Origin of the sequence: Nocardia nova NBRC 15556 (assembly GCF_001613005.1) — a bacterium.
GTDB lineage: Bacteria > Actinomycetota > Actinomycetes > Mycobacteriales > Mycobacteriaceae > Nocardia > Nocardia nova.
In genome coordinates, this window is record NZ_BDBN01000035.1 from 63,994 (window position 1) to 85,652 (window position 21,659).

The following is a 21,659-nucleotide window of genomic DNA, read 5'->3' on the forward strand; positions in this document are numbered from 1 at the left end:
TGCCTGTTCGGCAGTCCGGTCAGTGGCCGAGGCGGCTGTAGATCAGTGGCCGAGGCGGCCGCGGCCCAAGCGGAGCAGCAGCATGGCCAGCGTGTGACCTTCCTGGCCCAGTTCGCTGAAGCGCTCCAGCACCTTCATCTCGCGAGAGTGCACCAGGCGCGGGCCACCGTTGGCCATACGGGTGCGGCCGATGATGCGCGAGACCTCGGTGCGCCGCTTGATGGCCGCGAGAATCTCGGCGTCGAGGCGATCGATCTCCTTGCGGAGCTTCTCGATCTCCGCCTCGCTACTCGGCAACGTCGCATCGGAACCGGTCGCGGGCTGATCAATCGGCTCAGTAGAGGTGCTCATACTTTCTTCTCCTCGTGTCAGAACTTCGATCGGCGTGCGGCCCTGCCCCGTTACCGATCTAGTTCCTCCACCGTGAAACAGACCTGTTCGGCCTTGAATTGTCCCCCGTCGAGTGTGCGCTCACGTGCGAAATCGGCGACCACGAATACCTTCGTACGCCTGAACAGCAGAGGTCGTGAGCGCGCTGGTCATGTGGCCAGTCTGCCACGTGGGGCAAGTGAGGCAAAGTTCTCGTCGTTGAGAATGCGTTGAGATCGCGGTCGAGAATGCGCTGAGATCGCGCCGGACTACAGCATGTCGGTGGCCGCCGGTAGCGTGGATGGACGATGGAGACGACGGTGGCGGGAACAGCGGCGGGGACGGCAACGGTGAGTACGGCGGCAACGCGAGGAGCGGTCGGGTCCGCGCAGGCCGAGGGGCAGGCGCAGCGCCTGCTCGAGGGCTTGAATCCGCAGCAGCGGGCGGCGGTCGTGCACGCGGGTTCGCCACTGCTGATCGTGGCCGGCGCCGGCTCCGGGAAGACCGCGGTCCTCACCCGGCGCATCGCCTATCTGCTGGCCGAACGCGGCGTCACGCCCGGGCAGATCCTCGCCATCACGTTCACCAACAAGGCCGCCGCGGAGATGCGCGAGCGCGTGACCGACCTGGTCGGTCCGCGTGCGGCCGCCATGTGGGTGTCCACCTTCCACTCCTCCTGCGTGCGCATCCTGCGCATGCAGGCGAACCTGCTGCCCGGCGCGTTGAACTCGAACTTCTCCATCTACGACGCCGACGACTCGCGCCGCCTGCTGGCGATGATCATTCGCGACCAGAATCTGGATCCGAAGAAGTATTCGCCGCGACTGCTCGCGACCGCGATCTCCAATCTCAAGAACGAGCTCATCGACCCCGAAACGGCCACGGCGGACGCGGAATCCGACGAGACCGAACTGCCCGGCATCGTCGCCCGCGTCTACACCGAATACCAGCGGCGGCTACGCGCGGCCAATGCCTTCGACTTCGACGATCTGATCGGCGAGACGGTCGCGCTTCTGCAGAGCCACCCGCAGGTCGCCGAGTACTACCGCCGTCGCTTCCGGCATGTGCTGGTCGACGAGTACCAGGACACCAACCACGCCCAGTACGTACTGGTGCGTGAGCTGGTCGGCCATCATGTGCGACCGCCGGCCGGCGAACTCGCCGACGCCGACGCGGGTGCCGAGGCCGCAGATCCGGAATTCACACCGGCGCGCCGCGACGATGTGGTGCCGCCCAGCGAACTGTGCGTGGTCGGTGACGCCGACCAGTCCATCTACGCGTTCCGCGGGGCGACCATCCGCAATATCGAGGAATTCGAGCGCGATTTCCCGGACGCGGAAACGATTCTGCTGGAACAGAACTACCGGTCCACCCAGCACATTCTCTCGGCGGCCAATGCGCTCATCTCCCGCAACGAGAATCGGCGCGACAAGAAGTTGTGGACCGATTCCGGCGAGGGTGATCTGATCGTCGGCTACGTCGCCGACAACGAACACGACGAGGCGTCGTTCGTCGCGCGCGAGATCGACCGGCTGGTCGAACAGGGCGACTACAACTACGGCGATGTCGCGGTGTTCTATCGCACCAACAACAATTCGCGCGCGCTGGAAGAGATCTTCATCCGCATGGGCCTGCCCTACAAGGTGGTCGGCGGAGTCCGGTTCTACGAGCGCAAGGAGGTCCGCGATGTGGTCGCCTACCTGCGTGTGCTGGAGAACCCCGACGATGCGGTGAGCCTGCGTCGCATCCTCAACACGCCGCGCCGGGGGATCGGTGACCGCGCCGAGGCCTGTGTGGCGGTGCACGCCGAACAGCGCGATATCGGCTTCGCGGCCGCGCTGCGCGACGCCGCCGACGGCAAGGTGGCCCTGCTGAACACCCGCGCGCAGCGTGCGATCGCCGGCTTCCTCGATCTGCTCGACGAGATCCGCGCCGCGGGCGTTACCGGGGACACCGAATTCCCGGATGTGGGCAATGTCGTCGAGGCGGTGCTGGACAAGACCGGCTACCGCGCCGAACTGGAGGCCTCCGACGATCCGCAGGACGGCGCCCGGCTGGACAACCTGAACGAATTGGTCAGCGTAGCAAGGGAATTCAGTTCCGAGGCGCGCAACAATGTGGAGGCCGCCCGTGAGGAGGGCCTGCTGCCCGAGGCGGCCGACGGCGAGCCGGACCCCGGTTCTCTCGCGGCGTTCCTGGAACGGGTCTCGCTGGTGGCCGATACCGATCAGATCCCGGACGAGGGCTCCGGCGTGGTCACCCTGATGACCCTGCATACCGCGAAGGGACTGGAGTTCCCGGTGGTGTTCGTGACGGGCTGGGAGGACGGACAGTTCCCGCATATGCGCGCGCTGGGCGATCCGGCCGAACTGGCCGAGGAACGCCGCCTGGCCTACGTCGGCATCACCCGCGCCCGGAAACGGCTCTACCTGTCCCGTGCGGTGGTGCGGTCCGGGTGGGGACAGGCGGTGTCGAATCCGGAGTCCCGCTTCCTGCAGGAGATTCCGGGCCATCTGATGGATTGGCAGCGTCTGGAGCCGACTCCGCCTTCGGGCGGACGTGGCTTCCGCCGCCGCGGCGAGGACGACGGCCTGGAACGCGATTGGACCCGCGGCGACGGCTGGTCCCAGCAGCGCCCCGGCCTGCGCGACCGCAGTCCCGCCCGGCCCGCGGCCAAACACAACAACTCCGGCCTCGTCCTCGCGGTGGGTGACCGCGTCAGCGACGACAAGTACGGCCTCGGCCGAGTGGTCGCCGCCGAGGGCTTCGGCGCCCTCGCCACGGTCACCATCGACTTCGGCACCGCCGGCAAGATCCGCCTCATCCCGCAGTACAGCCGGACCCTGGTCAAGCTCTGAGCGGCGGTTCCGGCGGGCTCGCGCTCAGCGGCGCGCCGGGACCACGGCCTTGACCATGACGAGTTCCACGCGGTCGTCCGAGTCGAGATCGGTGCGCTGGAACCGTTCGGCGTCTTCGCCGGGCCCGGTCTCGAATTCGAATCCGTTACGGCGGTACAGCGCGATGGCGGGCTCGTTGTCGGCGAAGACACCGAGCCGGAGCGTGGTGTAGCCGCATTCGGCAGCCCAGCGCTCGACAGTCGTCAGCAGCAGATCGCCGACGCCCAAACCCCGCGCGGACGGGTCGACCCACATCGAAATCACCCTGGCCGCAGTATCTTCCGGCCCGGGCACCCCGCTGGTTATTCCCACCGGTTCGCCGTGGTGCAACGCCAGCAGATCGCGGGCTCCCGGGATATCCAACCGCGCGCGCCAGCGGTGCTCGCGATCGCCGTCGCCCTGCCATTCCGCCAGCCGGGTCCGGTACGCCCGCGGTGCCCCCGCCAGTGCTGCCAGCCGAACTTGGCGCCAGATGCGCCAGTCCTCAGCGCCGACCACCCTGATTTCGATCATGACGCCGGAGTGACCGCCGCCCGAACCTAGTCGCGTTCGGGGCCGAGGGAGATGCCGCGGGAGGCGAGCCAGGGGAGCGGGTCGATCTTGTCCTGGCCGTTGAGCCACACCTCGAAATGGCAGTGCGGGCCGGTGGAGAAGCCGCGGTTGCCGACGGTGGCGATCTGGTCGCCGGCCAGCACGTGTTGGCCCTCCGAGACGGTGGCGGTGTCGACGTGGCCGTAGACCGTGATGGTGCCGTCGGCGTGCCGCAGGCGGACCCACATGCCGAAACCGGAGGCCGGGCCGGCGCTGATCACCTCGCCGTCCTCGACCGCGTAGATCGGGGTACCGATCGGGGCGGCGATGTCGACACCCAGGTGCTGCACACCCCAGCGGCTACCGAAGCCGGAGGTGAAGGTGCCGTTGGCGAATTTGGAGAACAGGGGACGCAGTTTCGCCGATTCCTGGGCCGCGAGTCCGGCGGCGAATTCCTGGCCGTGCTGCAGGATGTCCTGGAACTGACTGAGATCCGCGACCGGCGCGACATTGAGAACCTGCGGCGATTGCGGATTACCCGCCTGGGTGCTGACCGCCTGGGCCGCGATCTCGTGAACCTGACCGGCGGCGTCGTAGTCGGCGGTCGCATTGTGGTGCTGGCTGCCGGACTCCATTCCGGCCTGTCCGGCGGCGACCACCGCGCCGGCGGCGACCGCCACCACGGCGGCACGGCCCTTGAGCGCGGCCGGTGGGGTCGGCACCCGGTGTGCGCCGCTGAACCGCTTCGGGCCCTCCGCGGTGGCGCCGGCCTCTTCGGCCTCGGCGCCGTCACGCTTCCAGGGGCTGCGCAGCCGGGCCAGGTTGAACGGTTCGTTGCCGGCGGGCTCGTCGTAGCCGTCGGCGGCCTCGTAGTCGGCCTCGTCCTCGGGGTAGTGCACGCCCCGGCTGTCGTCGTAACCGGGATCGGCGGCGGCCCATTCATCGGTCCGCGGCCACTGCGGATCGGCGGTCCAGTCACCGTCGGGCCGGGCCTGGGCGCCCCACGGCTGCCACTGCCCGGAATCGTCCGAACCGGTTGCGCCCCAGGTGTTCTCGGTCGAGTGTGCGGTGGTCGCGGTGAGACCGACGACGGCCGCGCCACCGGACGGCATCCAGCTGTCGGCACGCCCCGGCATACTGCGCACGGGCGCGGCCGCGGGCTCCTCGGAACGGGTACCGGTGTAACCGCCGAAGGATTGGTTACCACCGAAGTATGGATGCTGGTCGAGGGATTCACCGTCGGCGCGGTAACGGCGAGCGGACTGCGGCCGATGCCCGGGTTGTAGGCGACCGTGACTCATCGGCGGACTCCGAGACCGGATAACGCGGGGGAGCCGGATGACGCGGGACGCGCTGCGCCGGTACAACGGCTCGCTACCTGCGGAGCACTGTGCTGCAACAAGCCTGCCGTCCTCCTGATCGGTGCGGTGTACGCGGCCTCATCCGGGTGGGTTCGCCGATGTCTTGTACCAGGTGTTCTACCAGCTGGGTCTTCCGACCGAGTGACGAGTATTCCCGTCACGCCTGTGATCTGGCTGTGACATCGACCGCATCGACGGTAACGAAACGATTGCAGGTGGGCAAGCGCTCCGCTCGATAAGGGGGTACTTGTGAGATTGATCACGTCTGGCTCTCGGAATATCTCACATCCCGCTGGGCACGCGAGTGAGAACAGGCAACTACACTATGTAGTAGCCAATGTGGCAATTCGGACCATCGTCCGCCCTACCTGGCGGCGTGTCAGCAAGCTACTCGCCAGTAGCCTTGGCCAGCGGTTTTGCCCGGGCGGATGCCCGCTCGTGACCTGCGCCACTTAGGCTGTATGCGGCTGATTTCGGCGACATCGAACTGATTAGAGTCCGACTCGACCCGCTTCCGACGACGGGCCGCCAACAAAGTCGTTGTCACAACAACGCAGACGAGACGGTGAGTACATGGATCTCTTCGAATATCAGGCGAAGGAACTCTTCGTGAAGCACGGAGTGCCTTCGTCGGAGGGCCGCGTCACGGACTCGGCCGAGGACGCCCGTGCCATCGCGACCGAAATCGGCAAGCCTGTGATGATCAAGTCGCAGGTCAAGGTCGGTGGCCGCGGTAAGGCCGGTGGTGTGAAGTACGCCGCCACCCCGGACGACGCCTTCACCCACGCCTCCAACATCCTGGGCCTGGACATCAAGGGCCACGTGACCAAGAAGATCCTGGTCGCCGAGGCCAAGGACATCGCGGAGGAGTACTACATCTCCTTCCTGCTCGATCGCGCCAACCGCACCTACCTGGCCATGTGCTCGGTCGAGGGCGGTATGGAGATCGAAGAGGTCGCCGCCACCAAGCCCGACCGCCTGGCCAAGGTGCCGGTCGACGCCGTCAAGGGTGTGGACCTGGCCTTCGCGCGCTCCATCGCCGAGCAGGGCCACCTGCCCGCCGACGTGCTGGACGCCGCCGCGGTGACCATTCAGAAGCTGTGGGAGGTCTTCGTCGCCGAAGACGCGACCCTGGTCGAGGTGAACCCGCTGGTCCGCACGCCGGAGAACGAGATCCTGGCGCTGGACGGCAAGGTCACCCTGGACGAGAACGCCGACTTCCGCCACCCCGACCACGCCGAGTTCGCCGATCGTGACGCCACCGATCCGCTGGAGCTCAAGGCCAAGGAGAACGACCTCAACTACGTCAAGCTCGACGGTGAGGTCGGCATCATCGGCAACGGTGCCGGCCTGGTCATGTCGACCCTGGACGTCGTCGCCTACGCCGGTGAGAAGCACGACGGCGTGAAGCCGGCCAACTTCCTCGACATCGGTGGTGGCGCCTCGGCCGAGGTGATGGCCAACGGTCTCGACGTGATCCTCAACGACGCGCAGGTCAAGAGCGTGTTCGTGAACGTGTTCGGCGGCATCACCGCGTGTGACGCGGTGGCCAACGGCATCGTCAAGGCCCTGGAGATCCTGGGGTCGGAGGCGAACAAGCCGCTGGTCGTCCGCCTCGACGGCAACAAGGTCGAGGAGGGTCGCAAGATCCTCGTCGATGCCAACCACCCGCTGGTCACCCTCGCCCAGACCATGGACGAAGGCGCCGACAAGGCCGCTGAACTGGCTGCGGCCAAGTAAAGGACGAACGAGAAATGTCTATCTTCCTGAACAAGGACTCCAAGGTCATCGTCCAGGGCATCACCGGCGGTGAGGGCACCAAGCACACCGCGCTGATGCTGAAGGCGGGCACCCAGGTCGTCGGTGGCGTCAACGCCCGTAAGGCCGGCACCACCGTCTCGCACACCGCCAAGGACGGCTCGGCCGTCGAGCTGCCGGTGTTCGGCACCGTCGCCGAGGCCATCAAGGAGACCGGCGCCGACGTGTCGATCGCCTTCGTGCCGCCGAAGTTCGCCAAGGACGCCATCATCGAGGCCATCGATGCGGAGATCCCGCTGCTGGTGGTCATCACCGAGGGCATCCCGGTGCAGGACACCGCCTACGCGTGGGCCTACAACGTGGAGAAGGGCAACAAGACCCGGATCATCGGCCCCAACTGCCCCGGCATCATCACCCCGGGCGAGTCGCTGGTGGGCATCACCCCGGCCAACATCACCGGTAAGGGTCCGATCGGCCTGGTGTCGAAGTCGGGCACCCTGACCTACCAGATGATGTACGAGCTGCGTGACTTCGGCTTCTCGACCTCCATCGGCATCGGTGGCGACCCGGTCATCGGCACCACCCACATCGACGCCATCGAGGCGTTCGAGAAGGACCCGGAGACCAAGCTCATCGTCATGATCGGCGAGATCGGCGGCGACGCCGAGGAGCGGGCCGCGGCCTACATCAAGGAGAACGTGACCAAGCCGGTCGTCGGCTACGTCGCGGGCTTCACCGCGCCGGAGGGCAAGACCATGGGCCACGCCGGCGCCATCGTGTCCGGTTCCTCGGGTACCGCGGCCGCGAAGAAGGAGGCCCTCGAGGCCGCGGGCGTGAAGGTCGGCAAGACCCCGTCCGAGACCGCCGCCCTGGCGCGCGAGATCCTGGAGAAGGCCTCGATCACCGCCTGATCGCAGGTACTGCGAAGGCCGCCTTGTTGCGACAAGGCGGCCTTCTTTCATCTCGGCAGGTGAACGACGTGCTGCCGGGCAGTGGGCAGGTCGGCAGCGGTTGTCGTGGGCAGGGAACAACCGTCGTTCAGGGTGCCGGGAGCAGGTGGCACAGGCCCAGCGTCCGCACCACCGTGCAGAACATTTCCGAAACGTCCATCCGATACCTCCGATCGTCTTCGGTGACAACACGATCGAGACGGGTATGCGGTTCATAGTGAATTCTCGAGCTTGCCGCCAGTGGCGTCGTGGCCGTGACCGGCGCGCTCGAGTGCAGTAGCGTCAAGGGCATTCAGCCTGAAAGCCGATGAAGGACTCGATAGGAGACGACCACATGTCCTACCCGACCGGGGGATCCGGGTACAACGCGCCCAATCAGACGCCCGGGCCCACACCCTCGTCCGCCCCGAGCTTCGGCCAGCAGCCGACAGGTAGTACCGGCGGCGGCTCGGGGCTTTCGGCGTTGAGCGGCAAGGGTCTGACGTTCTACCTGACCGTCGGAATCGCCGCGCTGGGCGTAATCAACTTCTTCCTGGGCTTCCTCGATTTCTCGACCTTCGACGAGGGCGCGATGAACAGCTCCAAGGAGCCCGACAAGGGCATGAGCCTGTTCCAGGAGGGCGGCACGGCCCCGCTGTTGCTGCTGCTGTTCGCGGGTCTCGTGGCCGGTATCGCCTTGCTGCCCAAGCAGGAAGCCAAGAACGGGGTGGTCGCGGCGGCTTCGGCGGCCGGCTTCCTCGGCGTCCTGTTCCAGGCGTTCGTGACGCCGACGCTGTACAAGACCGCGGGCACCGCCTGGGTCCTGGTCTTCCTGGCGCTCGTGCAGCTCGCCGCCGCCGTGGTCGCGCTGCTGTTCGAGACCGGTATCCTCTCCGCGCCCGAGGCCAAGCCAGCGGCCGCCGCTCCCGGCCCCGGCGGGTCGAGCGCCTACGGCCAGCAGTCCTCCTACGGCCAGAGCCAGCCGGCCCAGCAGCAGTCCTACGGTCAGGCCCAGGCCGGCCAGCAGGCCGCTTACGGCCAGTACGGCCAGCAGTACGGCCAGGCGCAGAGTCAGGCCCAGCAGCAGGCAGGTCAGCAGCAGGCCGGCTACGGGCAGTACGGCCAGCAGTACGCCCAGGGGCAGTACGGCCAGCAGCCCTCGCCGTACGGCCAGCCCGGACAGCAGCCCTACGGTCAGCCGGGCCAGCAGGGTTACGGCCAGCAGGGTGCCCAGTCGCCCTACGGTCAGCGCCCGCAGACCGGTGGTGACGAGGCCGCGACCCAGCACTTCGGCGCCGCGGGCCAGCAGCCCGGCCAGCCCGGCCAGCAGTACGGTTCGCTGAACTTCGGTCAGCAGGGCCAGCAGGGCCAGGCGGGGCAGACCGGTCAGCCCGGCGCCCAGCCGTTCGGTGGCGAGCAGACCGGCAACCCGGCCGCCGACGCCACCAAGGCCTTCCGTCCCGAGGACGACCAGAAGTAGATCCGCTCCGACGCGACGATCGGCGAGTCAGGCGCTCTTCACGGCGCGCCTGACTCGCCGATCCGTTTCCAGCTGACACCCTGACATGTCGGTGGTCGTGTCGTGCTTCGGCGAGTCAACCGGACGAGTCAACCAGGATCCCGCGAGGTAGTTCTATGAAGTCCGCACTGGTCCGATGGGCCGACCTTCGCGAACAGCGGGCCGGCGCGAGACCGGCGCAGGCTCACTCGCACGGCGATGCGCCGCAGCGGCGGAGCGGTCACGGCCCGGGCGCGGACGGACCCGAGGATCCGGTATTCCTCTCACTGAGTCCCGAGCGGGCCAAGGTGCTGCTCATCATCGCGGCTCGCGCGTCGAGTTTCACCGTGGTCGCCATCGTGGCGATCGTGCTGGTCACGCTGATGGCCGCGGGCAGCGGTTTGACCGGCGCGTCCGGCGCGATCGCGGCCGGATGGCTGGCCGTGCATCAGGTCCCGGTCGTGGTCGGCAAGACCTCACTCGGCCTGCTGCCGCTGCTGCCGACCGCGGTGGTGTTGTGGCTGACCATGCGCGACTGCGCGCATGCCGTCTCGCCGCGCTCCTCGCGGGCCGATCTGGGCTGGATCGTCGGCGCCGCGCTCGCGGGCCCGCTGCTGGTCACCGCCGTCTGCCTGGCCGTGGCCGAGGACGCCGCGACGGCCGTGCCCCTGCAGTCGCCCGATACGCTCACCGCCTTCTGCTGTGTGGGGGGTTTACATCTGCTCGCGGCGGCCACCGGGATCGCGACCAGGCCCAATGCGCTACGCGACCGGATCGCCTCTTATCTGCCGGACTGGGTTTTCGCCGGGGCGCGGGCGGCGGCGCGGGCGCTGTGGCGGCTGCTGCTCGGCGGGGCGATCCTCACGCTGGTGTCGTTCGTGCTGCACTGGTCGGTGATCGGCGATACCTATGCGGCCGCAGGGAATTTCGCGGGTGTCGTCGGGTTGACCGTGCTGTCGCTGGCCTATCTGCCGAACGTCGTGATCGCGGCGACCAGCGTTCTGATCGGTGCGGACGTGCACATCGGCGCCGGGGCGCTGAGCGTCTTCTCGGTCGCCGGGGCGCCGGTGCCCGCGCTGCCGGTACTCGCGGCGGTGCCGAGCGGGCCCGCGGCCGCCTGGTGGCCGGTGTTGCTGCTGGTTCCGGCGGCGGTCGGCGTGCGTGGCGGGCTGGACTGCGCGCGCGACTCCGCCGACGAGGTGCGCAGTCCGTGGGCGACGGTGTTCTCGGCGGCGCTCGCGGCGCTCGCCATGGTGCTGCTGGGACTTCCGGCGGGCGGCGCGGTCGGGTCGTTCGGCGAGATCGGTCCCGGCGTGCTGGTCACCGCGGGATTGACCTTCGCCTGGCTGACCGTGGCCGGATATCTCGGATTGCTGTGTGGGAGAAGGATTCTCGGAATTCCGCCCGCTGTGGTCGAGCCGGGGTTCGGCGGGCGTTCCGGCCACCGCGGCCGGTACCTGCCCACCGACTACTCGCGAGACGAGTACGACATTGACGAGAACGACATTGACGAGAACGACGGAGACGAGAACGACGGAGACGAGTACGACAGGGGCGGGTACGACCACGAGCACCGGGATCACGGCTACGACCCGGACTTCGACCGTGACGACGACTACGACGACCGCGCCGAGCCGGGCTACATCGACCAGCTGTACGACGACCCGCGCTATGTCGAATACGAATTCGAGGACGATGTCGACGGTATCGCCGTCGAGGACGACTATCCACGACCGGCTTACCGCCGCACCGGCTCCGTCGAGGTGGTGGAGGTCGACGGCGAACTGCTCGACGACGATCTCGCGCCCGCGCACGCCGATCCGGACGACGAATTCGACGCCGGGAACTCCGACATCGTCGACGCCGAAGTGGTAGAGGGTGACCTGCCGGAGAGTCCCGGCAGGGGCGGTCGTTAGGCTCTAACCCGGCGGACCTCGGGTTCGCCGCCCTCCGGCAGCCCCGACGCACAGGGAGTAGAGCGCTGACCACCCCGCCCGCCCAGCTGGTCCCTCCGACCGCGCCTGCGACCCTTGTCGTACTCGCCTCGGGCACGGGATCGCTGCTGCAATCGCTGATCACGGCCACCGAGCGCCCGGACTACCCGGCGCGCATCGCCGCCGTGGGCGTGGACCGGATCTGCGCGGCGACCGACCATGCGGTGCGGGCCGGCATTCCGGCTTTCCGTGTCGCCCCCGCCGACCATCCCGATCGGTCCGCCTGGGATATCGCGCTCACCGACGCGGTTGCTGCCTACGCCCCCGACCTGGTGGTGTCGGCGGGATTCATGCGCCTGTTCGGCCCGAAATTCCTGGAGCGATTCGAGGGCCGGATCATCAACACCCATCCCGCGCTGCTGCCGGCCTTCCCGGGCGCGCACGGGGTGCGCGACGCGTTGGCATACGGAGTGCGGGTGACGGGTTCGACCGTGCATCTGGTCGACGCGGGCGTCGACACCGGACCGATCCTCGCTCAGGAGCCGGTCGCGGTGCTGCCCGGCGACGACGAGGCGAGTTTGCACGAGCGCATCAAAGTTGTGGAGCGTCGGCTGCTGGCGGAGACCGTCGCCGCCGTCGCCACGCGAGGCATTGTCTGCGACGGACGAAAGGCAGTAATTCCAGATGAGTGAGGCCCCGGTTAGTGCACGCAGGGCGATCCGCAGGGCGTTGGTGAGCGTCTATGACAAAACCGGGCTCATCGAGCTGGCCACCGGACTGAACGAGGCCGGTGTCGAGCTGGTGTCGACCGGTTCGACCGCCGCCCGCATCGCCGATGCCGGAATTCCGGTGACCAAGGTCGAAGACCTCACCGGTTTCCCCGAAACCCTCGACGGCCGGGTGAAGACGCTGCATCCCCGCGTGCACGCCGGCATCCTCGCCGACACCCGCAAGCAGGAACACCTCGATCAGCTGGTGGAGCTGGGCGTCGAGGCATTCCAGCTGGTGGTGGTGAACCTGTATCCGTTCACACAGACCGTCGCCAGTGGCGCCACACCCGACGAATGCGTCGAGCAGATCGATATCGGCGGTCCGTCGATGGTGCGAGCGGCCGCGAAGAACCACCCCTCGGTCGCGGTCGTGGTCGACACCGGTGACTACGACGACGTGCTGGCGGCGGTGCGCGGTGGCGGTTTCACCCTCGCCGAGCGAACCACGCTGGCGGCCAAGGCTTTCCAGCACACCGCGAGTTACGACGTCGCGGTCGCGAGCTGGATGACCAACGTGCTGACCGCCGACGATTCCGCGGACTCCGACGCGGACAGCCGGTTCCCGTCCTGGATGGGCGGTGTGTGGACCCGCGACGCGGTGCTGCGCTACGGCGAGAATCCGCATCAGGCGGCGGCGCTGTATCGCAACGACTCCGGCCCGGCCGGGCTGGCGCAGGCGAAGCAGGTGCACGGCAAGGAGATGTCGTACAACAACTACACCGATGCCGATGCCGCCTGGCGGGCCGCCTGGGACCACGCCGAACCCGCGGTGGCCATCGTGAAGCACGCCAATCCGTGCGGCATCGCGGTCGGTGCCGATATCGCCGAAGCGCACCGCAAGGCGCACGCCTGCGATCCGGTGAGTGCGTTCGGCGGCGTGATCGCGGCCAACCGCCAGGTCACCGTCGAGATGGCCGAACAGGTGGCCGAGATCTTCACCGAGGTCATCGTGGCTCCGGGCTACGCCGACGGCGCGGTGGAGGTGCTGCAGCGCAAGAAGAACGTGCGCATCCTGATCGCCGACGAGCCCCGGCGCGGTGGCGTCGAACTGCGGCCGATCAGCGGCGGCGCGCTGCTGCAGCAGACCGATATCGTCGACGCGGACGGTGACGACCCCGTCAACTGGACGCTCGCCACCGGCGAAGCGGCCGATGCCGAAACCCTCGCCGACCTCGAATTCGCCTGGCGCGCATGCCGGGCCGTGAAATCGAATGCGATTCTGCTGGCCCACGACGGCGCCTCGGTCGGGGTCGGCATGGGGCAGGTCAACCGGGTCGACGCCGTCCATCTGGCGGTGCTGCGCGCCGGTGACCGCGCCAAGGGGTCGGTGGCGGCCTCCGACGCCTACTTCCCGTTCCCCGACGGTCCGCAGCAGCTGATCGCCGCGGGCGTGAAAGCCATTGTGCAGCCGGGTGGTTCGGTGCGCGATCAGCTGACCATCGATGCCTGCCGGGAGGCCGGAGTCACGATGTACCTCACCGGGGCGCGTCACTTCGCGCACTGATCGGTGAACACGAACGTCGCCGCCCGCCGGAGTCTCCGGCGGGCGGCGACGTCGTTCGACGGGGCCGTTCGCTGACCCGGGCGAATCAGTTCGCGCTCAACACTTTCCGGTCGCCCAGCGGCTTCTTCAGCGGAATCTCCAGGGTGCCGAAGACGGCGATCATGGTGCACATGCGCCCGGCCGCCTCGGGCAGGGTGCCGGCCTTCAGGGCGACGGTGACGGTGCTGTCGGTTTCGGTGGTGGTCGCGTCCACGCCGTAACACTCCGGTGAGCCGATCTGGAAATTCACCGCGATCCGGTCCGGAGCCACCCGGCTCCAACTGTCGAACGGCAGCGGGTGCGGATTGGTGATCGTCGAGTTGGCGGTGAACATCCGGCCGGGCTGCGGTGGATTCTGCTCGGTGGGAGTGCTCACCGCGGCTGTCGTCGTATTCGCTTGTGCCCCACCGTTGTCGGAGTTCCCGCAGGCGGTGACCAGGAGGGCCGGTAGTGCGAGGAGCGCGAGTGCCGCCGCTGCGATGCGGCGTCGTCCGGGGATGGAGTCCATGGAGTCACCCTATCGGCGGGGGCGAGGTGGCTGTGAGCCACGTCCCAGTGAACATTCTGCGAACGCCGGCGCGTAACTGCTGCGAAATCCGGGGCGCGCCAAGTAGTGTTCGCAAACGATGAGCGAATGCGGTTCTGCGCCATCGAATCACCGATCGACACGACCTCTTCTCGAAAGGATCCACCGCGTGGGCGACACGTTGCAGGTAGGCGAGGAACTCGGCCTGGGTCAGGCCCTTCAGGGCGGCGCGTACACGCTGACTCTCCAAAATGACGGCAACTTGGTGCTTTCCGAGCCCGACGGCACCGTCGTGTGGGCGACCATGACCCATGAGCGGGGCGTCGAGCGCGCCGTACTGCAGGAGGACGGCAACTTCGTGCTGTACTCCGGCAGCGGGCCCGTCTGGGCCACCGATACCAACGGGCAGGCCGCCGATCATCTGGTCCTGCAATCGGACCGCAACCTCGTCCTGTACGGCCGGGACGGCGCCTCGCTGTGGGCGTCGGGTACCAACACCGACAGCCCGATCGTGGTCGAGGAGCCGGTCGCCGCTCCGGCCGCCGAGCAGGTGCCTCCGCCGCCGGCGGCGCCGGAACCCCGCACCTACACCGTGGAGTCCGGTGACACGCTGTGGGCCATCGCGGAACGGTTCTACGGCGACGGCAACCGCTACCTGGAGATCGCCGGGGCGAGCGGCATCGAGAATCCGGATGTCATCAACGAGGGTCAGCTGCTGACCATTCCCTGACCGGGAAACGACCGAGCGCCCCCGATGCCGCGGTATCGGGGGCGCTCGTTTGTCCGTTCGCTACCTGCTGGTGAACGGCAGCAGCGCCATCTCGCGCGCGTTCTTCACCGCGACCGCCACCTGCCGCTGCTGCTGCGGGGTGAGTCCGGTGACGCGGCGGCTACGGATCTTGCCGCGGTCGGAGATGAACGTGCGCAGCAGGTTCACATCCTTGTAGTCGACGGTTTCGACGCCGGCCGCGATCAGCGGGTTCTTCTTGGGCCGCCGGGCCTGTTCGGCGCGGATCCGCTTCGACGGTGCTCGCTTGACTGCCATGTGGGCCATCCTTTCTCGGCGTGAGCTCTGGTCCTACGCTGTCGCGCGGGCGCCCCGACCGCTCCTGCCGGTTCCTTCCGACGAGATCTGCGATGGTCTACCAACTCGATTTGTGTACACCGGGCAGCTCCCCCCGGTGGGCCAGCTCGCGCACACGTACCCGGGATAGTCCGAACTTGCGGAGATGACCGCGGGGGCGGCCATCGGTGGCGTCCCGATTGCGCAATCGTACCGGACTGGCGTCGCGCGGCAGCCGCTGCAGCGCGAGCTGCGCTGCGGCCCGGCGATCGTCGTCGGTGGCCGGATCGCGGATCAGCTCCTTGAGCTCGGCGCGGCGTTCGGCGTAGCGGGCCACGATGTCGCGGCGTTGCTCGTTGCGCGCGATCTTGGATTTCTTCGCCATCACCGCTCCTCGCGGAATTCGACGTGCCGGCGCAGCAGCGGATCGTATTTGCGCAGCACCATGCGGTCGGGGTCGTTGCGGCGGTTCTTGCGGGTGACGTAGGTGTACCCGGTACCGGCCGTCGACCGCAGTTTCACGATGGGACGGATCTCGTTGCTGCGCGCCATCAGACCTTTTCCCCGCGACCCCGGATCCGGGCCACGACCGCTTCGATCCCGTCGCGGTCGATGGTCTTGATGCCCTTGGCCGAGACCCGCAACGTGATGCGGCGGCCCTCGCTGGGCAGGAAGTAGGTCTTGCGCTGGATGTTCGGATCCCAGCGCCGGTTGGTCCGAACGTGGGAGTGCGAGACGGACTTACCGAAGCCCGGCTTGCGGCCGGTGACCTGGCAGTGGGCCGACATGGGGCTCCTTTCTGAAAATGATTTTCGACAACGGTCGCTGCAGACTGTACCGTGAGGCTGTAGCAAATGAAAATCGTTATCGAAAGGGGTTCCGGTGCTGTCACATCCCGACCGCCGCACGCCCGTCGTGCTGCTGGCGGGCTTCCAGGGGCCGGTCGCGGACGGCATGGACCACATCGCACAACTGCTGGGCGCGGCGCCCGGCACGGTCGTCGTGCGACACGATCTGAGTTCGCTGCGGGAAGGCGTGGTGCGTCGCCGGGTGCGCCTCGACGGCCGGGAGACCGCGAGCGTGCACGAACTCGCGCACGGCTGCGTCTCCTGCACCCTGCGCGCCGATCTGCTGCCGCTGCTGTGCCGGTTGGCGGCCCGGGATTCGGTGCGCCGCATCGTGATCGCGCTCGACCCGGCCTTCGAGGCGGAAGCCGTATGCCACGCGATCGACACCGTACCCGTGGTCGGCCTGGTGGGCCGCGTGGACGGCCCTGCCGGTCGCGATGTGCGGATCGAGGCGGTGGTCACCGGCCTCGATGCGCGCAGCTGGCCGGCGGACGCGCTGAGTGACGAGACCGTCGACGAACGGGCGGGAGGGCCTGGGGACGACGATCGAACCGTGGCGCAGCTCGCCGTCGGACAGGTCGAATTCGCCGATGCGCTGGTGGTTTTCGCGGCCGATCAGGTGAGCGACGCGGAGCGCGACGTGGTGCGGGCGGTCGTGGATCGGCTGGTGCCCCGGGCTCCGTCGATCTGGGCCGGTGACGGGCGCGACATCGCCGCGGCGCGCATCGAGATGCTACTCGACCGCATTCCCGCCGATTCCCGGCGCGGCCGCGTCTTCGACGCACATGCGCCGCTGTTGCGTGGCCGGCCGCCGCTGGTGGAGGAACACGGTGTGGCGTTGATCGAATTCGCCACCGCTCGCCCATTTCATCCGAGCCGCCTGCACGAAGCGCTGGATATGCTCTTCGAGGGTGTGATCACCGCGCGCGGGCGGATATGGCTGGCGACTCAGCCCGAGCGTGTGGTGTGGCTGGAATCCGCCGGTGGCGGATTGCGGGTCGGCGACGCGGGACGGTGGCTCGCGGCGATGAGTCCCGCGGAACTGGCGTGTGTCGACCCCGATCGGCGCGCGCTGGCGGCACTGCGCTGGGACGAGGATTTCGGGGACCGTGACATCTCGCTGGTGATCCTCACCTGCGGCGCCGATGCGGACGAGATCCGTACCGCGCTGCACTGGGCCTTGCTCGACGAGGGCGAGATGATCCTGCTGCGCAATGCGCCGGATCTGGTCGCGCACTGGGCCGATCCGTTCGGCGAATTCCACGAGGACCCTTGCGAGACAACACAATCCGACAACTCGAGCGGCCGCGGTGTCGATTCCCGGCCGAATGAAAGGTAGGGCGATGAAATCAGGGATTCACCCGGAGTACCACCCGGTGGTCTTCGAGGATGTGAGCACCGGCACACGCTTCCTCACTCGTTCGACGGCGACGAGCGTCCGCACCGTCGAATGGTCCGACGGCAACAGCTATCCGCTGATCACCGTCGATGTCACCGCGGATTCCCACCCGTTCTGGACCGGCGCGCACCGCGTCCTCGACACCCAGGGCCGGGTGGAGAAATTCGAACGCAAATACGGCAGGCGCACACCGCGTCCCGACTCGGTGCGCGGGGAGAACTGATATGGCGGTCCCGAAGCGACGCCTGTCGCGCGCCAATACCCACAGCCGGCGTTCGAATTGGAAGGCGACTGCTCCCGACCTGGTGCCGGTGAGTGTCGGGGGTGTCGTCCACAAGGTCCCGCGCCGGTTGGTCGCGGCCGTCCGGCGTGGGCTGGTCGACCCGAAGCGGCTGTAGGACACACGTTTCGATCAGTCGATGGTTTGTATCATTTGCCTGAATCGAGCGATCACTTGGTTATCGAACAAACCGGAGTCAGCGGGGATATCGTCGCCGCTGGGCTTGCGATGTGGTAGCTGGAACGTGAATCGGCAACTGCTGGTTGGTTTTTGGCGTCGGAAAAAGTCCGGTGGAAACGCTGCCTTCCGAGGCCGATGCCGGTACCCTCGTGGCTGAGGGCGGGTTCTCCTGGTGACAGGAGAACCCGCTCATCGCCACTTTCGGGGCCTTTCACCCCTGTCGTTCGAAAGAGGGCGGCGCTTCGAGGGCTCGTTGCCCGGGCTGTGGAGCCTCGTCCGGCTTCGGTCGCAGCGCGTCGAGCAGTGACTCCCAGCGCGCGATCTGCTCGCCGATTACCGCCGCCGGATTCTCCAGCAGGGCGGCCACCAGCGACAGCGGCCACGGCAATTCGGCCGGCGGCGGCGTCTGTCCGGTCAGTTCCAGCACGGTCGTCTCCAGGTCGGCGATCTCGGTGCGCAGCTCGCCGATCTGCCGTAGCGCGGCACCCAGCGCCTCGACGACCGTCCGCTCCGAAATGGCGCCGCCGTCCGTGCCATCGTCGTCGCCCAGCTGGGGCCAGCCCGCCAAACCGGGGCCACGCAGCTGAACCTGTACATCGCGCAACATCGCTTCCTGCTCCGGAGTCACATCCGGTACCTCTCTCATCGCTTCCGCGGCGGGCCGAATTGCCTGCTCCACACTGTAATTCGCGGAGCCCCTCCCGTGCATCGAGACCGGGGCGCCCATGCCGTGGGGCGACGGTTCCGGCGTGGCCGTGAGGGGTGCGGACGCCACCGCGATTCGGAGGTGGAAGAGGCCGGTTCGCGGGCGGCTGCACATTTGCCAACTGGTGCTCATCGGCCCGAAAATGTCCGAATTTTCAGCTTCTTAACATTCCTGGCATCTTCTTGGCGGCTTATTAACGGCCTTTGTTACGTGTTCGTAATGGGGTCACGACAGCCTGTCTAAGGGTTTCGATTTCGAGCTCAGGCGCCAGGGTATCGGCGCCGCAAACTGCTGAAGAAAGTGTATGAGGGAATGAAGCTCAGGAAGTTCGCCGCAACATCGGCTCTGGTCATCGCTGCTCTTGGGATCTCCACAGGCACCGCATTCGCAGCCCCCGCTCCGGCCGCCAACCCCGATATTCATTACACGGCAAACGTTGTCGACAAATCCGTCGTGGTGAAGACCGACGCCGGATCGCTGACGACCGAAGGCAACGAGTTCCAGGTTCGCGACAACCAGGGCAAGGTAGTAGCCGGATTTCCGCTGAGCTATCAGCACGACGGTCTGGAGTACCCGATCGCCGCGCAGATCGACGGCAATCAGGCCACGCTGGTCCCGAGCACCGACCGCGCTGCCGCCCACCCGGCGCAGATGCTGCACGACGTGGCCAGCCGTTCGGATCTCGACGCGGCCAACCAGAGCGCGATCAACGAGCTCGGTATCGCCACCAGCATCGGCACCCTCGTCGGCACCGCGATCGGCCTGGCCGGCGGCTGCGTGCTCGGCGCTGTCCTCGGCACCCCGTTCCTGGTCGTTCCGGGCTGGATCGGCGGCTGCCTGACCGGTGCCGCCCTGGGCGCCCCGCTGGGTGCCGCGGCCGGTCTGGTCGGCGTCGGCGGTATCTCCGGCGTGCTGGTCGCGATCGAGTACTTCAACCGGATCAACGCGCCCGCCGAATCGTAATCTCGGACAGCGCAACGCAATCGGGGCGGGCCCTACGGCCCGCCCCGATTCTCGTCTGTGTGCGGCTCGGCCCCGTCCGGCCGGCCGGCGCGGAGGGGTTCAGCCCACCGGTTGCGGCGTCCGTCCCGCGGGCCGCGCCTTGGCGGCCGGCGACGCGGTCTGCCCGGCAGTGGAATTCGCCGCCTGAGCCAGTTGCCGCGAGCGGGTGGTGCCGGTGCGGTCGGGTGCGACCAGGACCGCGGTGATCGGTACCGCGAGCGACAGCGTGCCCACCACGAAGACCGGGACGAAGAGGGTGAACAGATCGTCGCCGCCGGGTTGGCCGACCGCGGTGTCGAGATGGACGTGTACCCCGGCCTGACCGAGGTAGTGCACAGCGGTGACCGCCACCGCGTACAGCACGGCCGCACCGGCCAGGGGTAGCATCGCGGCGAAACGCGTGGTGGCCCAGAGCAAACCGATCGAGGCCACGATGGCCAGCGCTCCCGCCGCCAGCGACATCCAGATGTTCACATCGACCGATCCCTGCACTCGGATCGCGCCCATGGCGAGCAGATGCATGATCCCGATGCCGAGGCCCATCACCACGCCGCCGGTGATCACCCGCACGATCGTGCTCACCTTGCCCGTGATCACCAGTCCCGCCAGGACCCCCGCCACCGCGACGACCGTCGCTACGACCATCCGGGTGATGTCGTAACGGATCTCACCGGTCGACACCCCGATGCCGAGCATGGTGACGTAGACCGCCAGCCAGGTGCCGACGCCGCCGATGGACACTGCCGCCGCGGTGAGCCACACCATCCGGAACCGCGCGGTGACCGAGAGCGTCGACTGGCGAACACACGCCAGTCCTACGACCGCGCCGGCCGCGGAAACCCCGAGTGCCAGGCCCAGCACCCAGTACCCCATGGTGAAGTAGTTCATCGCTTCCCCTCCGCTCGCACCGCTCAGCTCTGTCCCACCGTCGCGTGGGTGGCGGTCAACCGCTGAATCGCGTATTCGGTGACCGCGGCGAGCGCCCGCCGCACCTCCCCGGCGTCACGGGCGTCGATGTCGACCACCGGCACACCCTCGCGGATCGACAGCGCCTCACGCAGTTCGGCGACCGGGAAACGCGGTGCGCTCGGAAATCTGTTGACGGCCACCAGGAACGGGAGCCCGCGCGCCTCGAAGAAGTCGACCGCGGCGAAGCTGTCCTCGATCCGGCGCGTGTCGACCAGCACGACGGCGCCGATCGCACCGCGGATCAGGTCGTCCCACATGAACCAGAATCGGCGCTGTCCGGGCGTGCCGAACAGGTACAGCGTCAGATTGCCGGGCAAGATGATGCGGCCGAAATCCATGGCCACCGTGGTGGTTTCCTTGCCCGGGGTGGCGGACAGGTCGTCGATACCGTCGGATACGCCGGTCACCATGGCCTCGGTGCGCAGCGGCACGATCTCCGAGACCGCACCGACGAAGGTGGTCTTCCCGGCGCCGAACCCGCCCGCGACCACGATCTTGGTCGAGGCGGTGCGGCTGTCGAGCTCCGGGTGGGGCGGCGTCGGAGCCGTCGAGTTCTGAAAGTGCATGGGGGGATTCTGGTATGGAAGCGGCGGTTGTGGGTGTGAGCCGGGGGAATTGGCTCCGGGCTGAGCGATCTGCGAAGAATTCGTCTGCGGTAGCGGCGGATAACGCTCGGCAGTCGAGGGCGCCGCGGCGTTCTGGGGCGGTGCCGTGGTGTCAAAGGGCACGGAGTCCACGCAGGGTCCTCTCCATCAGGGATCGCCGCTCGTCGAAACTGGCGTCCTCGCTGAGCGTGGTGTGCACCCGGAGGGTTCCGGCCACCACGAGGTCGCCGATCACCACCCGGATCATGCCCAGGGGACGTTGCAGATGGGCGGCGATTTCGGCGACCGAGAGCCGACCCGCGCCCAGACGCAGAATATCTGTTCGAATATCGCCTGCGGGCCAATCGAATTGATTGGCGTAGGGCAGTGTTTCCACGACGGCCTCGAGGGGCAGTTCGACCGCGGGCTCGGTGCGCCCAGCGGTCAGCGCATAAGGACGGACGCGTGTGGTTGGCCGGCCGGACCCGGCTCCGAACGAGCTGGACATCGCA

24 protein-coding genes are annotated in these 21,659 nt (G+C 67.9%); 12 read left to right on the plus strand and 12 right to left on the minus strand.

The window, feature by feature from the left end; translation table 11 throughout:
- Positions 1-42: 42 nt before the first annotated feature.
- The gene (locus NN2_RS15345) at positions 43-351 is read right to left on the minus strand and encodes a chorismate mutase (RefSeq protein ID WP_036505489.1); all 309 of its coding nucleotides are present in this window, start codon (positions 349-351) and stop codon (positions 43-45) included.
- A gap of 326 nt (positions 352-677) precedes the next feature.
- Between NN2_RS15345 and pcrA the strand changes: the two genes are divergently transcribed.
- The gene (pcrA, locus tag NN2_RS15350) at positions 678-3,227 is read left to right on the plus strand and encodes a DNA helicase PcrA (protein ID WP_063014239.1); all 2,550 of its coding nucleotides are present in this window, start codon (positions 678-680) and stop codon (positions 3,225-3,227) included.
- Between the two features lie 24 nt (positions 3,228-3,251).
- On the opposite strand, the gene NN2_RS15355 is transcribed toward pcrA, so the two are convergent.
- Both NN2_RS15355 and NN2_RS39205 read right to left on the minus strand, forming a co-directional pair.
- The gene (locus NN2_RS15355) at positions 3,252-3,779 is read right to left on the minus strand and encodes a GNAT family N-acetyltransferase (protein WP_063014241.1); all 528 of its coding nucleotides are present in this window, start codon (positions 3,777-3,779) and stop codon (positions 3,252-3,254) included.
- Positions 3,780-3,805: 26 nt separating this feature from the next.
- Positions 3,806-5,098 (minus strand): M23 family metallopeptidase, encoded by a 1,293-nt coding sequence (locus tag NN2_RS39205; RefSeq protein WP_063014243.1) that lies wholly within the window; start codon positions 5,096-5,098, stop codon positions 3,806-3,808.
- Between the two features lie 633 nt (positions 5,099-5,731).
- Here NN2_RS39205 and sucC point away from each other — a divergent pair.
- The 6 genes from sucC (at position 5,732) to purH (ending at position 13,551) form a co-directional block, all read left to right on the plus strand.
- Positions 5,732-6,898, plus strand: coding sequence for an ADP-forming succinate--CoA ligase subunit beta (gene sucC, locus NN2_RS15365; RefSeq protein ID WP_063014245.1), 1,167 nt, complete (start codon positions 5,732-5,734; stop codon positions 6,896-6,898).
- A gap of 14 nt (positions 6,899-6,912) precedes the next feature.
- The gene (gene sucD, locus NN2_RS15370; protein ID WP_030515078.1) at positions 6,913-7,827 is read left to right on the plus strand and encodes a succinate--CoA ligase subunit alpha; all 915 of its coding nucleotides are present in this window, start codon (positions 6,913-6,915) and stop codon (positions 7,825-7,827) included.
- A 346-nt stretch (positions 7,828-8,173) separates the two neighbouring features.
- The gene (locus tag NN2_RS38950) at positions 8,174-9,325 is read left to right on the plus strand and encodes a DUF5336 domain-containing protein (protein ID WP_281208772.1); all 1,152 of its coding nucleotides are present in this window, start codon (positions 8,174-8,176) and stop codon (positions 9,323-9,325) included.
- A gap of 155 nt (positions 9,326-9,480) precedes the next feature.
- The gene (locus NN2_RS15380; RefSeq protein ID WP_063014248.1) at positions 9,481-11,259 is read left to right on the plus strand and encodes a cell division protein PerM; all 1,779 of its coding nucleotides are present in this window, start codon (positions 9,481-9,483) and stop codon (positions 11,257-11,259) included.
- 65 nt (positions 11,260-11,324) lie between these two features.
- Complete coding sequence (gene purN, locus NN2_RS15385) at positions 11,325-11,969, plus strand: phosphoribosylglycinamide formyltransferase (protein WP_174554974.1); 645 nt, start codon at positions 11,325-11,327, stop codon at positions 11,967-11,969.
- Positions 11,962-13,551 carry a bifunctional phosphoribosylaminoimidazolecarboxamide formyltransferase/IMP cyclohydrolase gene (purH, locus tag NN2_RS15390; RefSeq protein WP_063014258.1) on the plus strand — a complete coding sequence of 530 codons (1,590 nt, stop codon included), beginning with the start codon at positions 11,962-11,964 and terminating at the stop codon, positions 13,549-13,551. Before purN ends, purH begins: the two co-directional genes overlap by 8 nt.
- 85 nt (positions 13,552-13,636) lie before the next feature.
- On the opposite strand, the gene NN2_RS15395 is transcribed toward purH, so the two are convergent.
- On the minus strand, positions 13,637-14,098 hold the full coding sequence (locus NN2_RS15395; protein WP_051755844.1) for a hypothetical protein: 462 nt from the start codon (positions 14,096-14,098) through the stop codon (positions 13,637-13,639).
- A 187-nt stretch (positions 14,099-14,285) separates the two neighbouring features.
- Between NN2_RS15395 and NN2_RS15400 the strand changes: the two genes are divergently transcribed.
- Positions 14,286-14,846, plus strand: a complete 561-nt coding sequence (locus tag NN2_RS15400) for a LysM peptidoglycan-binding domain-containing protein (RefSeq protein ID WP_063014260.1) — start codon at positions 14,286-14,288, stop codon at positions 14,844-14,846.
- Between the two features lie 60 nt (positions 14,847-14,906).
- On the opposite strand, the gene rpsR is transcribed toward NN2_RS15400, so the two are convergent.
- The 4 genes from rpsR to rpmB form a co-directional block, all read right to left on the minus strand.
- The gene (gene rpsR, locus NN2_RS15405) at positions 14,907-15,161 is read right to left on the minus strand and encodes a 30S ribosomal protein S18 (protein ID WP_040722001.1); all 255 of its coding nucleotides are present in this window, start codon (positions 15,159-15,161) and stop codon (positions 14,907-14,909) included.
- Positions 15,162-15,258: 97 nt separating this feature from the next.
- Positions 15,259-15,564, minus strand: coding sequence for a 30S ribosomal protein S14 (gene rpsN / locus NN2_RS15410; protein ID WP_030515086.1), 306 nt, complete (start codon positions 15,562-15,564; stop codon positions 15,259-15,261).
- Positions 15,564-15,731: a 50S ribosomal protein L33 gene (gene rpmG / locus NN2_RS15415; protein WP_062964848.1), complete on the minus strand. Its 168-nt coding sequence runs from the start codon at positions 15,729-15,731 to the stop codon at positions 15,564-15,566. Before rpmG ends, rpsN begins: the two co-directional genes overlap by 1 nt.
- Positions 15,731-15,967, minus strand: a complete 237-nt coding sequence (rpmB, locus tag NN2_RS15420) for a 50S ribosomal protein L28 (protein WP_063014262.1) — start codon at positions 15,965-15,967, stop codon at positions 15,731-15,733. The genes rpmG and rpmB overlap by 1 nt, the downstream gene beginning before the upstream one ends.
- Positions 15,968-16,061: 94 nt before the next feature.
- On the opposite strand from rpmB, the gene mrf reads away from it, so the two are divergent.
- The 3 genes from mrf to rpmF are packed head-to-tail and all read left to right on the plus strand — an operon-like array spanning position 16,062 to position 17,824.
- Positions 16,062-17,366 (plus strand): ribosome hibernation factor-recruiting GTPase MRF, encoded by a 1,305-nt coding sequence (gene mrf / locus NN2_RS15425; protein ID WP_245658713.1) that lies wholly within the window; start codon positions 16,062-16,064, stop codon positions 17,364-17,366.
- Between the two features lie 4 nt (positions 17,367-17,370).
- Positions 17,371-17,649: a type B 50S ribosomal protein L31 gene (locus NN2_RS15430; RefSeq protein ID WP_063014264.1), complete on the plus strand. Its 279-nt coding sequence runs from the start codon at positions 17,371-17,373 to the stop codon at positions 17,647-17,649.
- Position 17,650: 1 nt separating this feature from the next.
- Positions 17,651-17,824: a 50S ribosomal protein L32 gene (gene rpmF, locus NN2_RS15435; protein ID WP_063014266.1), complete on the plus strand. Its 174-nt coding sequence runs from the start codon at positions 17,651-17,653 to the stop codon at positions 17,822-17,824.
- A 273-nt stretch (positions 17,825-18,097) separates the two neighbouring features.
- Here rpmF and NN2_RS15440 read toward each other — a convergent pair whose 3' ends face one another.
- The gene (locus NN2_RS15440; protein WP_169812412.1) at positions 18,098-18,532 is read right to left on the minus strand and encodes a hypothetical protein; all 435 of its coding nucleotides are present in this window, start codon (positions 18,530-18,532) and stop codon (positions 18,098-18,100) included.
- A gap of 372 nt (positions 18,533-18,904) precedes the next feature.
- Here NN2_RS15440 and NN2_RS15445 point away from each other — a divergent pair, with 372 nt between their 5' ends.
- Positions 18,905-19,555, plus strand: coding sequence for a DUF8020 domain-containing protein (locus NN2_RS15445; RefSeq protein WP_063014270.1), 651 nt, complete (start codon positions 18,905-18,907; stop codon positions 19,553-19,555).
- A gap of 99 nt (positions 19,556-19,654) precedes the next feature.
- On the opposite strand, the gene NN2_RS15450 is transcribed toward NN2_RS15445, so the two are convergent.
- The 3 genes from NN2_RS15450 to NN2_RS15460 form a co-directional block, all read right to left on the minus strand.
- Entirely contained in the window at positions 19,655-20,482 is an 828-nt protein-coding gene (locus NN2_RS15450; protein WP_063014272.1) for an MHYT domain-containing protein, read from the minus strand.
- Positions 20,483-20,505: 23 nt separating this feature from the next.
- Entirely contained in the window at positions 20,506-21,129 is a 624-nt protein-coding gene (locus tag NN2_RS15455) for a GTP-binding protein (RefSeq protein ID WP_051755848.1), read from the minus strand.
- 151 nt (positions 21,130-21,280) lie between these two features.
- On the minus strand, positions 21,281-21,655 hold the full coding sequence (locus tag NN2_RS15460) for a DUF742 domain-containing protein (RefSeq protein WP_030515096.1): 375 nt from the start codon (positions 21,653-21,655) through the stop codon (positions 21,281-21,283).
- Between the last annotated feature and the right edge of the window lie 4 nt (positions 21,656-21,659).

Excerpts from the sequence above, each read along its gene's own strand:
- NN2_RS15345 (WP_036505489.1), bottom strand. The coding sequence starts at position 351 with ATGAGCACCTCTACTGAGCCGATTGATCAGCCCGCGACCGGTTCCGAT.
- pcrA (WP_063014239.1), top strand. The coding sequence starts at position 678 with ATGGAGACGACGGTGGCGGGAACAGCGGCGGGGACGGCAACGGTGAGT.
- NN2_RS15355 (WP_063014241.1), bottom strand. The coding sequence starts at position 3,779 with ATGATCGAAATCAGGGTGGTCGGCGCTGAGGACTGGCGCATCTGGCGC.
- NN2_RS39205 (WP_063014243.1), bottom strand. The coding sequence starts at position 5,098 with ATGAGTCACGGTCGCCTACAACCCGGGCATCGGCCGCAGTCCGCTCGC.
- sucC (WP_063014245.1), top strand. The coding sequence starts at position 5,732 with ATGGATCTCTTCGAATATCAGGCGAAGGAACTCTTCGTGAAGCACGGA.
- sucD (WP_030515078.1), top strand. The coding sequence starts at position 6,913 with ATGTCTATCTTCCTGAACAAGGACTCCAAGGTCATCGTCCAGGGCATC.
- NN2_RS38950 (WP_281208772.1), top strand. The coding sequence starts at position 8,174 with ATGAAGGACTCGATAGGAGACGACCACATGTCCTACCCGACCGGGGGA.
- NN2_RS15380 (WP_063014248.1), top strand. The coding sequence starts at position 9,481 with ATGAAGTCCGCACTGGTCCGATGGGCCGACCTTCGCGAACAGCGGGCC.
- purH (WP_063014258.1), top strand. The coding sequence starts at position 11,962 with ATGAGTGAGGCCCCGGTTAGTGCACGCAGGGCGATCCGCAGGGCGTTG.
- NN2_RS15395 (WP_051755844.1), bottom strand. The coding sequence starts at position 14,098 with ATGGACTCCATCCCCGGACGACGCCGCATCGCAGCGGCGGCACTCGCG.
- rpsR (WP_040722001.1), bottom strand. The coding sequence starts at position 15,161 with ATGGCAGTCAAGCGAGCACCGTCGAAGCGGATCCGCGCCGAACAGGCC.
- rpsN (WP_030515086.1), bottom strand. The coding sequence starts at position 15,564 with ATGGCGAAGAAATCCAAGATCGCGCGCAACGAGCAACGCCGCGACATC.
- rpmG (WP_062964848.1), bottom strand. The coding sequence starts at position 15,731 with ATGGCGCGCAGCAACGAGATCCGTCCCATCGTGAAACTGCGGTCGACG.
- rpmB (WP_063014262.1), bottom strand. The coding sequence starts at position 15,967 with ATGTCGGCCCACTGCCAGGTCACCGGCCGCAAGCCGGGCTTCGGTAAG.
- NN2_RS15430 (WP_063014264.1), top strand. The coding sequence starts at position 17,371 with ATGAAATCAGGGATTCACCCGGAGTACCACCCGGTGGTCTTCGAGGAT.
- rpmF (WP_063014266.1), top strand. The coding sequence starts at position 17,651 with ATGGCGGTCCCGAAGCGACGCCTGTCGCGCGCCAATACCCACAGCCGG.
- NN2_RS15440 (WP_169812412.1), bottom strand. The coding sequence starts at position 18,532 with ATGAGAGAGGTACCGGATGTGACTCCGGAGCAGGAAGCGATGTTGCGC.
- NN2_RS15445 (WP_063014270.1), top strand. The coding sequence starts at position 18,905 with ATGAAGCTCAGGAAGTTCGCCGCAACATCGGCTCTGGTCATCGCTGCT.
- NN2_RS15450 (WP_063014272.1), bottom strand. The coding sequence starts at position 20,482 with ATGAACTACTTCACCATGGGGTACTGGGTGCTGGGCCTGGCACTCGGG.
- NN2_RS15455 (WP_051755848.1), bottom strand. The coding sequence starts at position 21,129 with ATGCACTTTCAGAACTCGACGGCTCCGACGCCGCCCCACCCGGAGCTC.
- NN2_RS15460 (WP_030515096.1), bottom strand. The coding sequence starts at position 21,655 with ATGTCCAGCTCGTTCGGAGCCGGGTCCGGCCGGCCAACCACACGCGTC.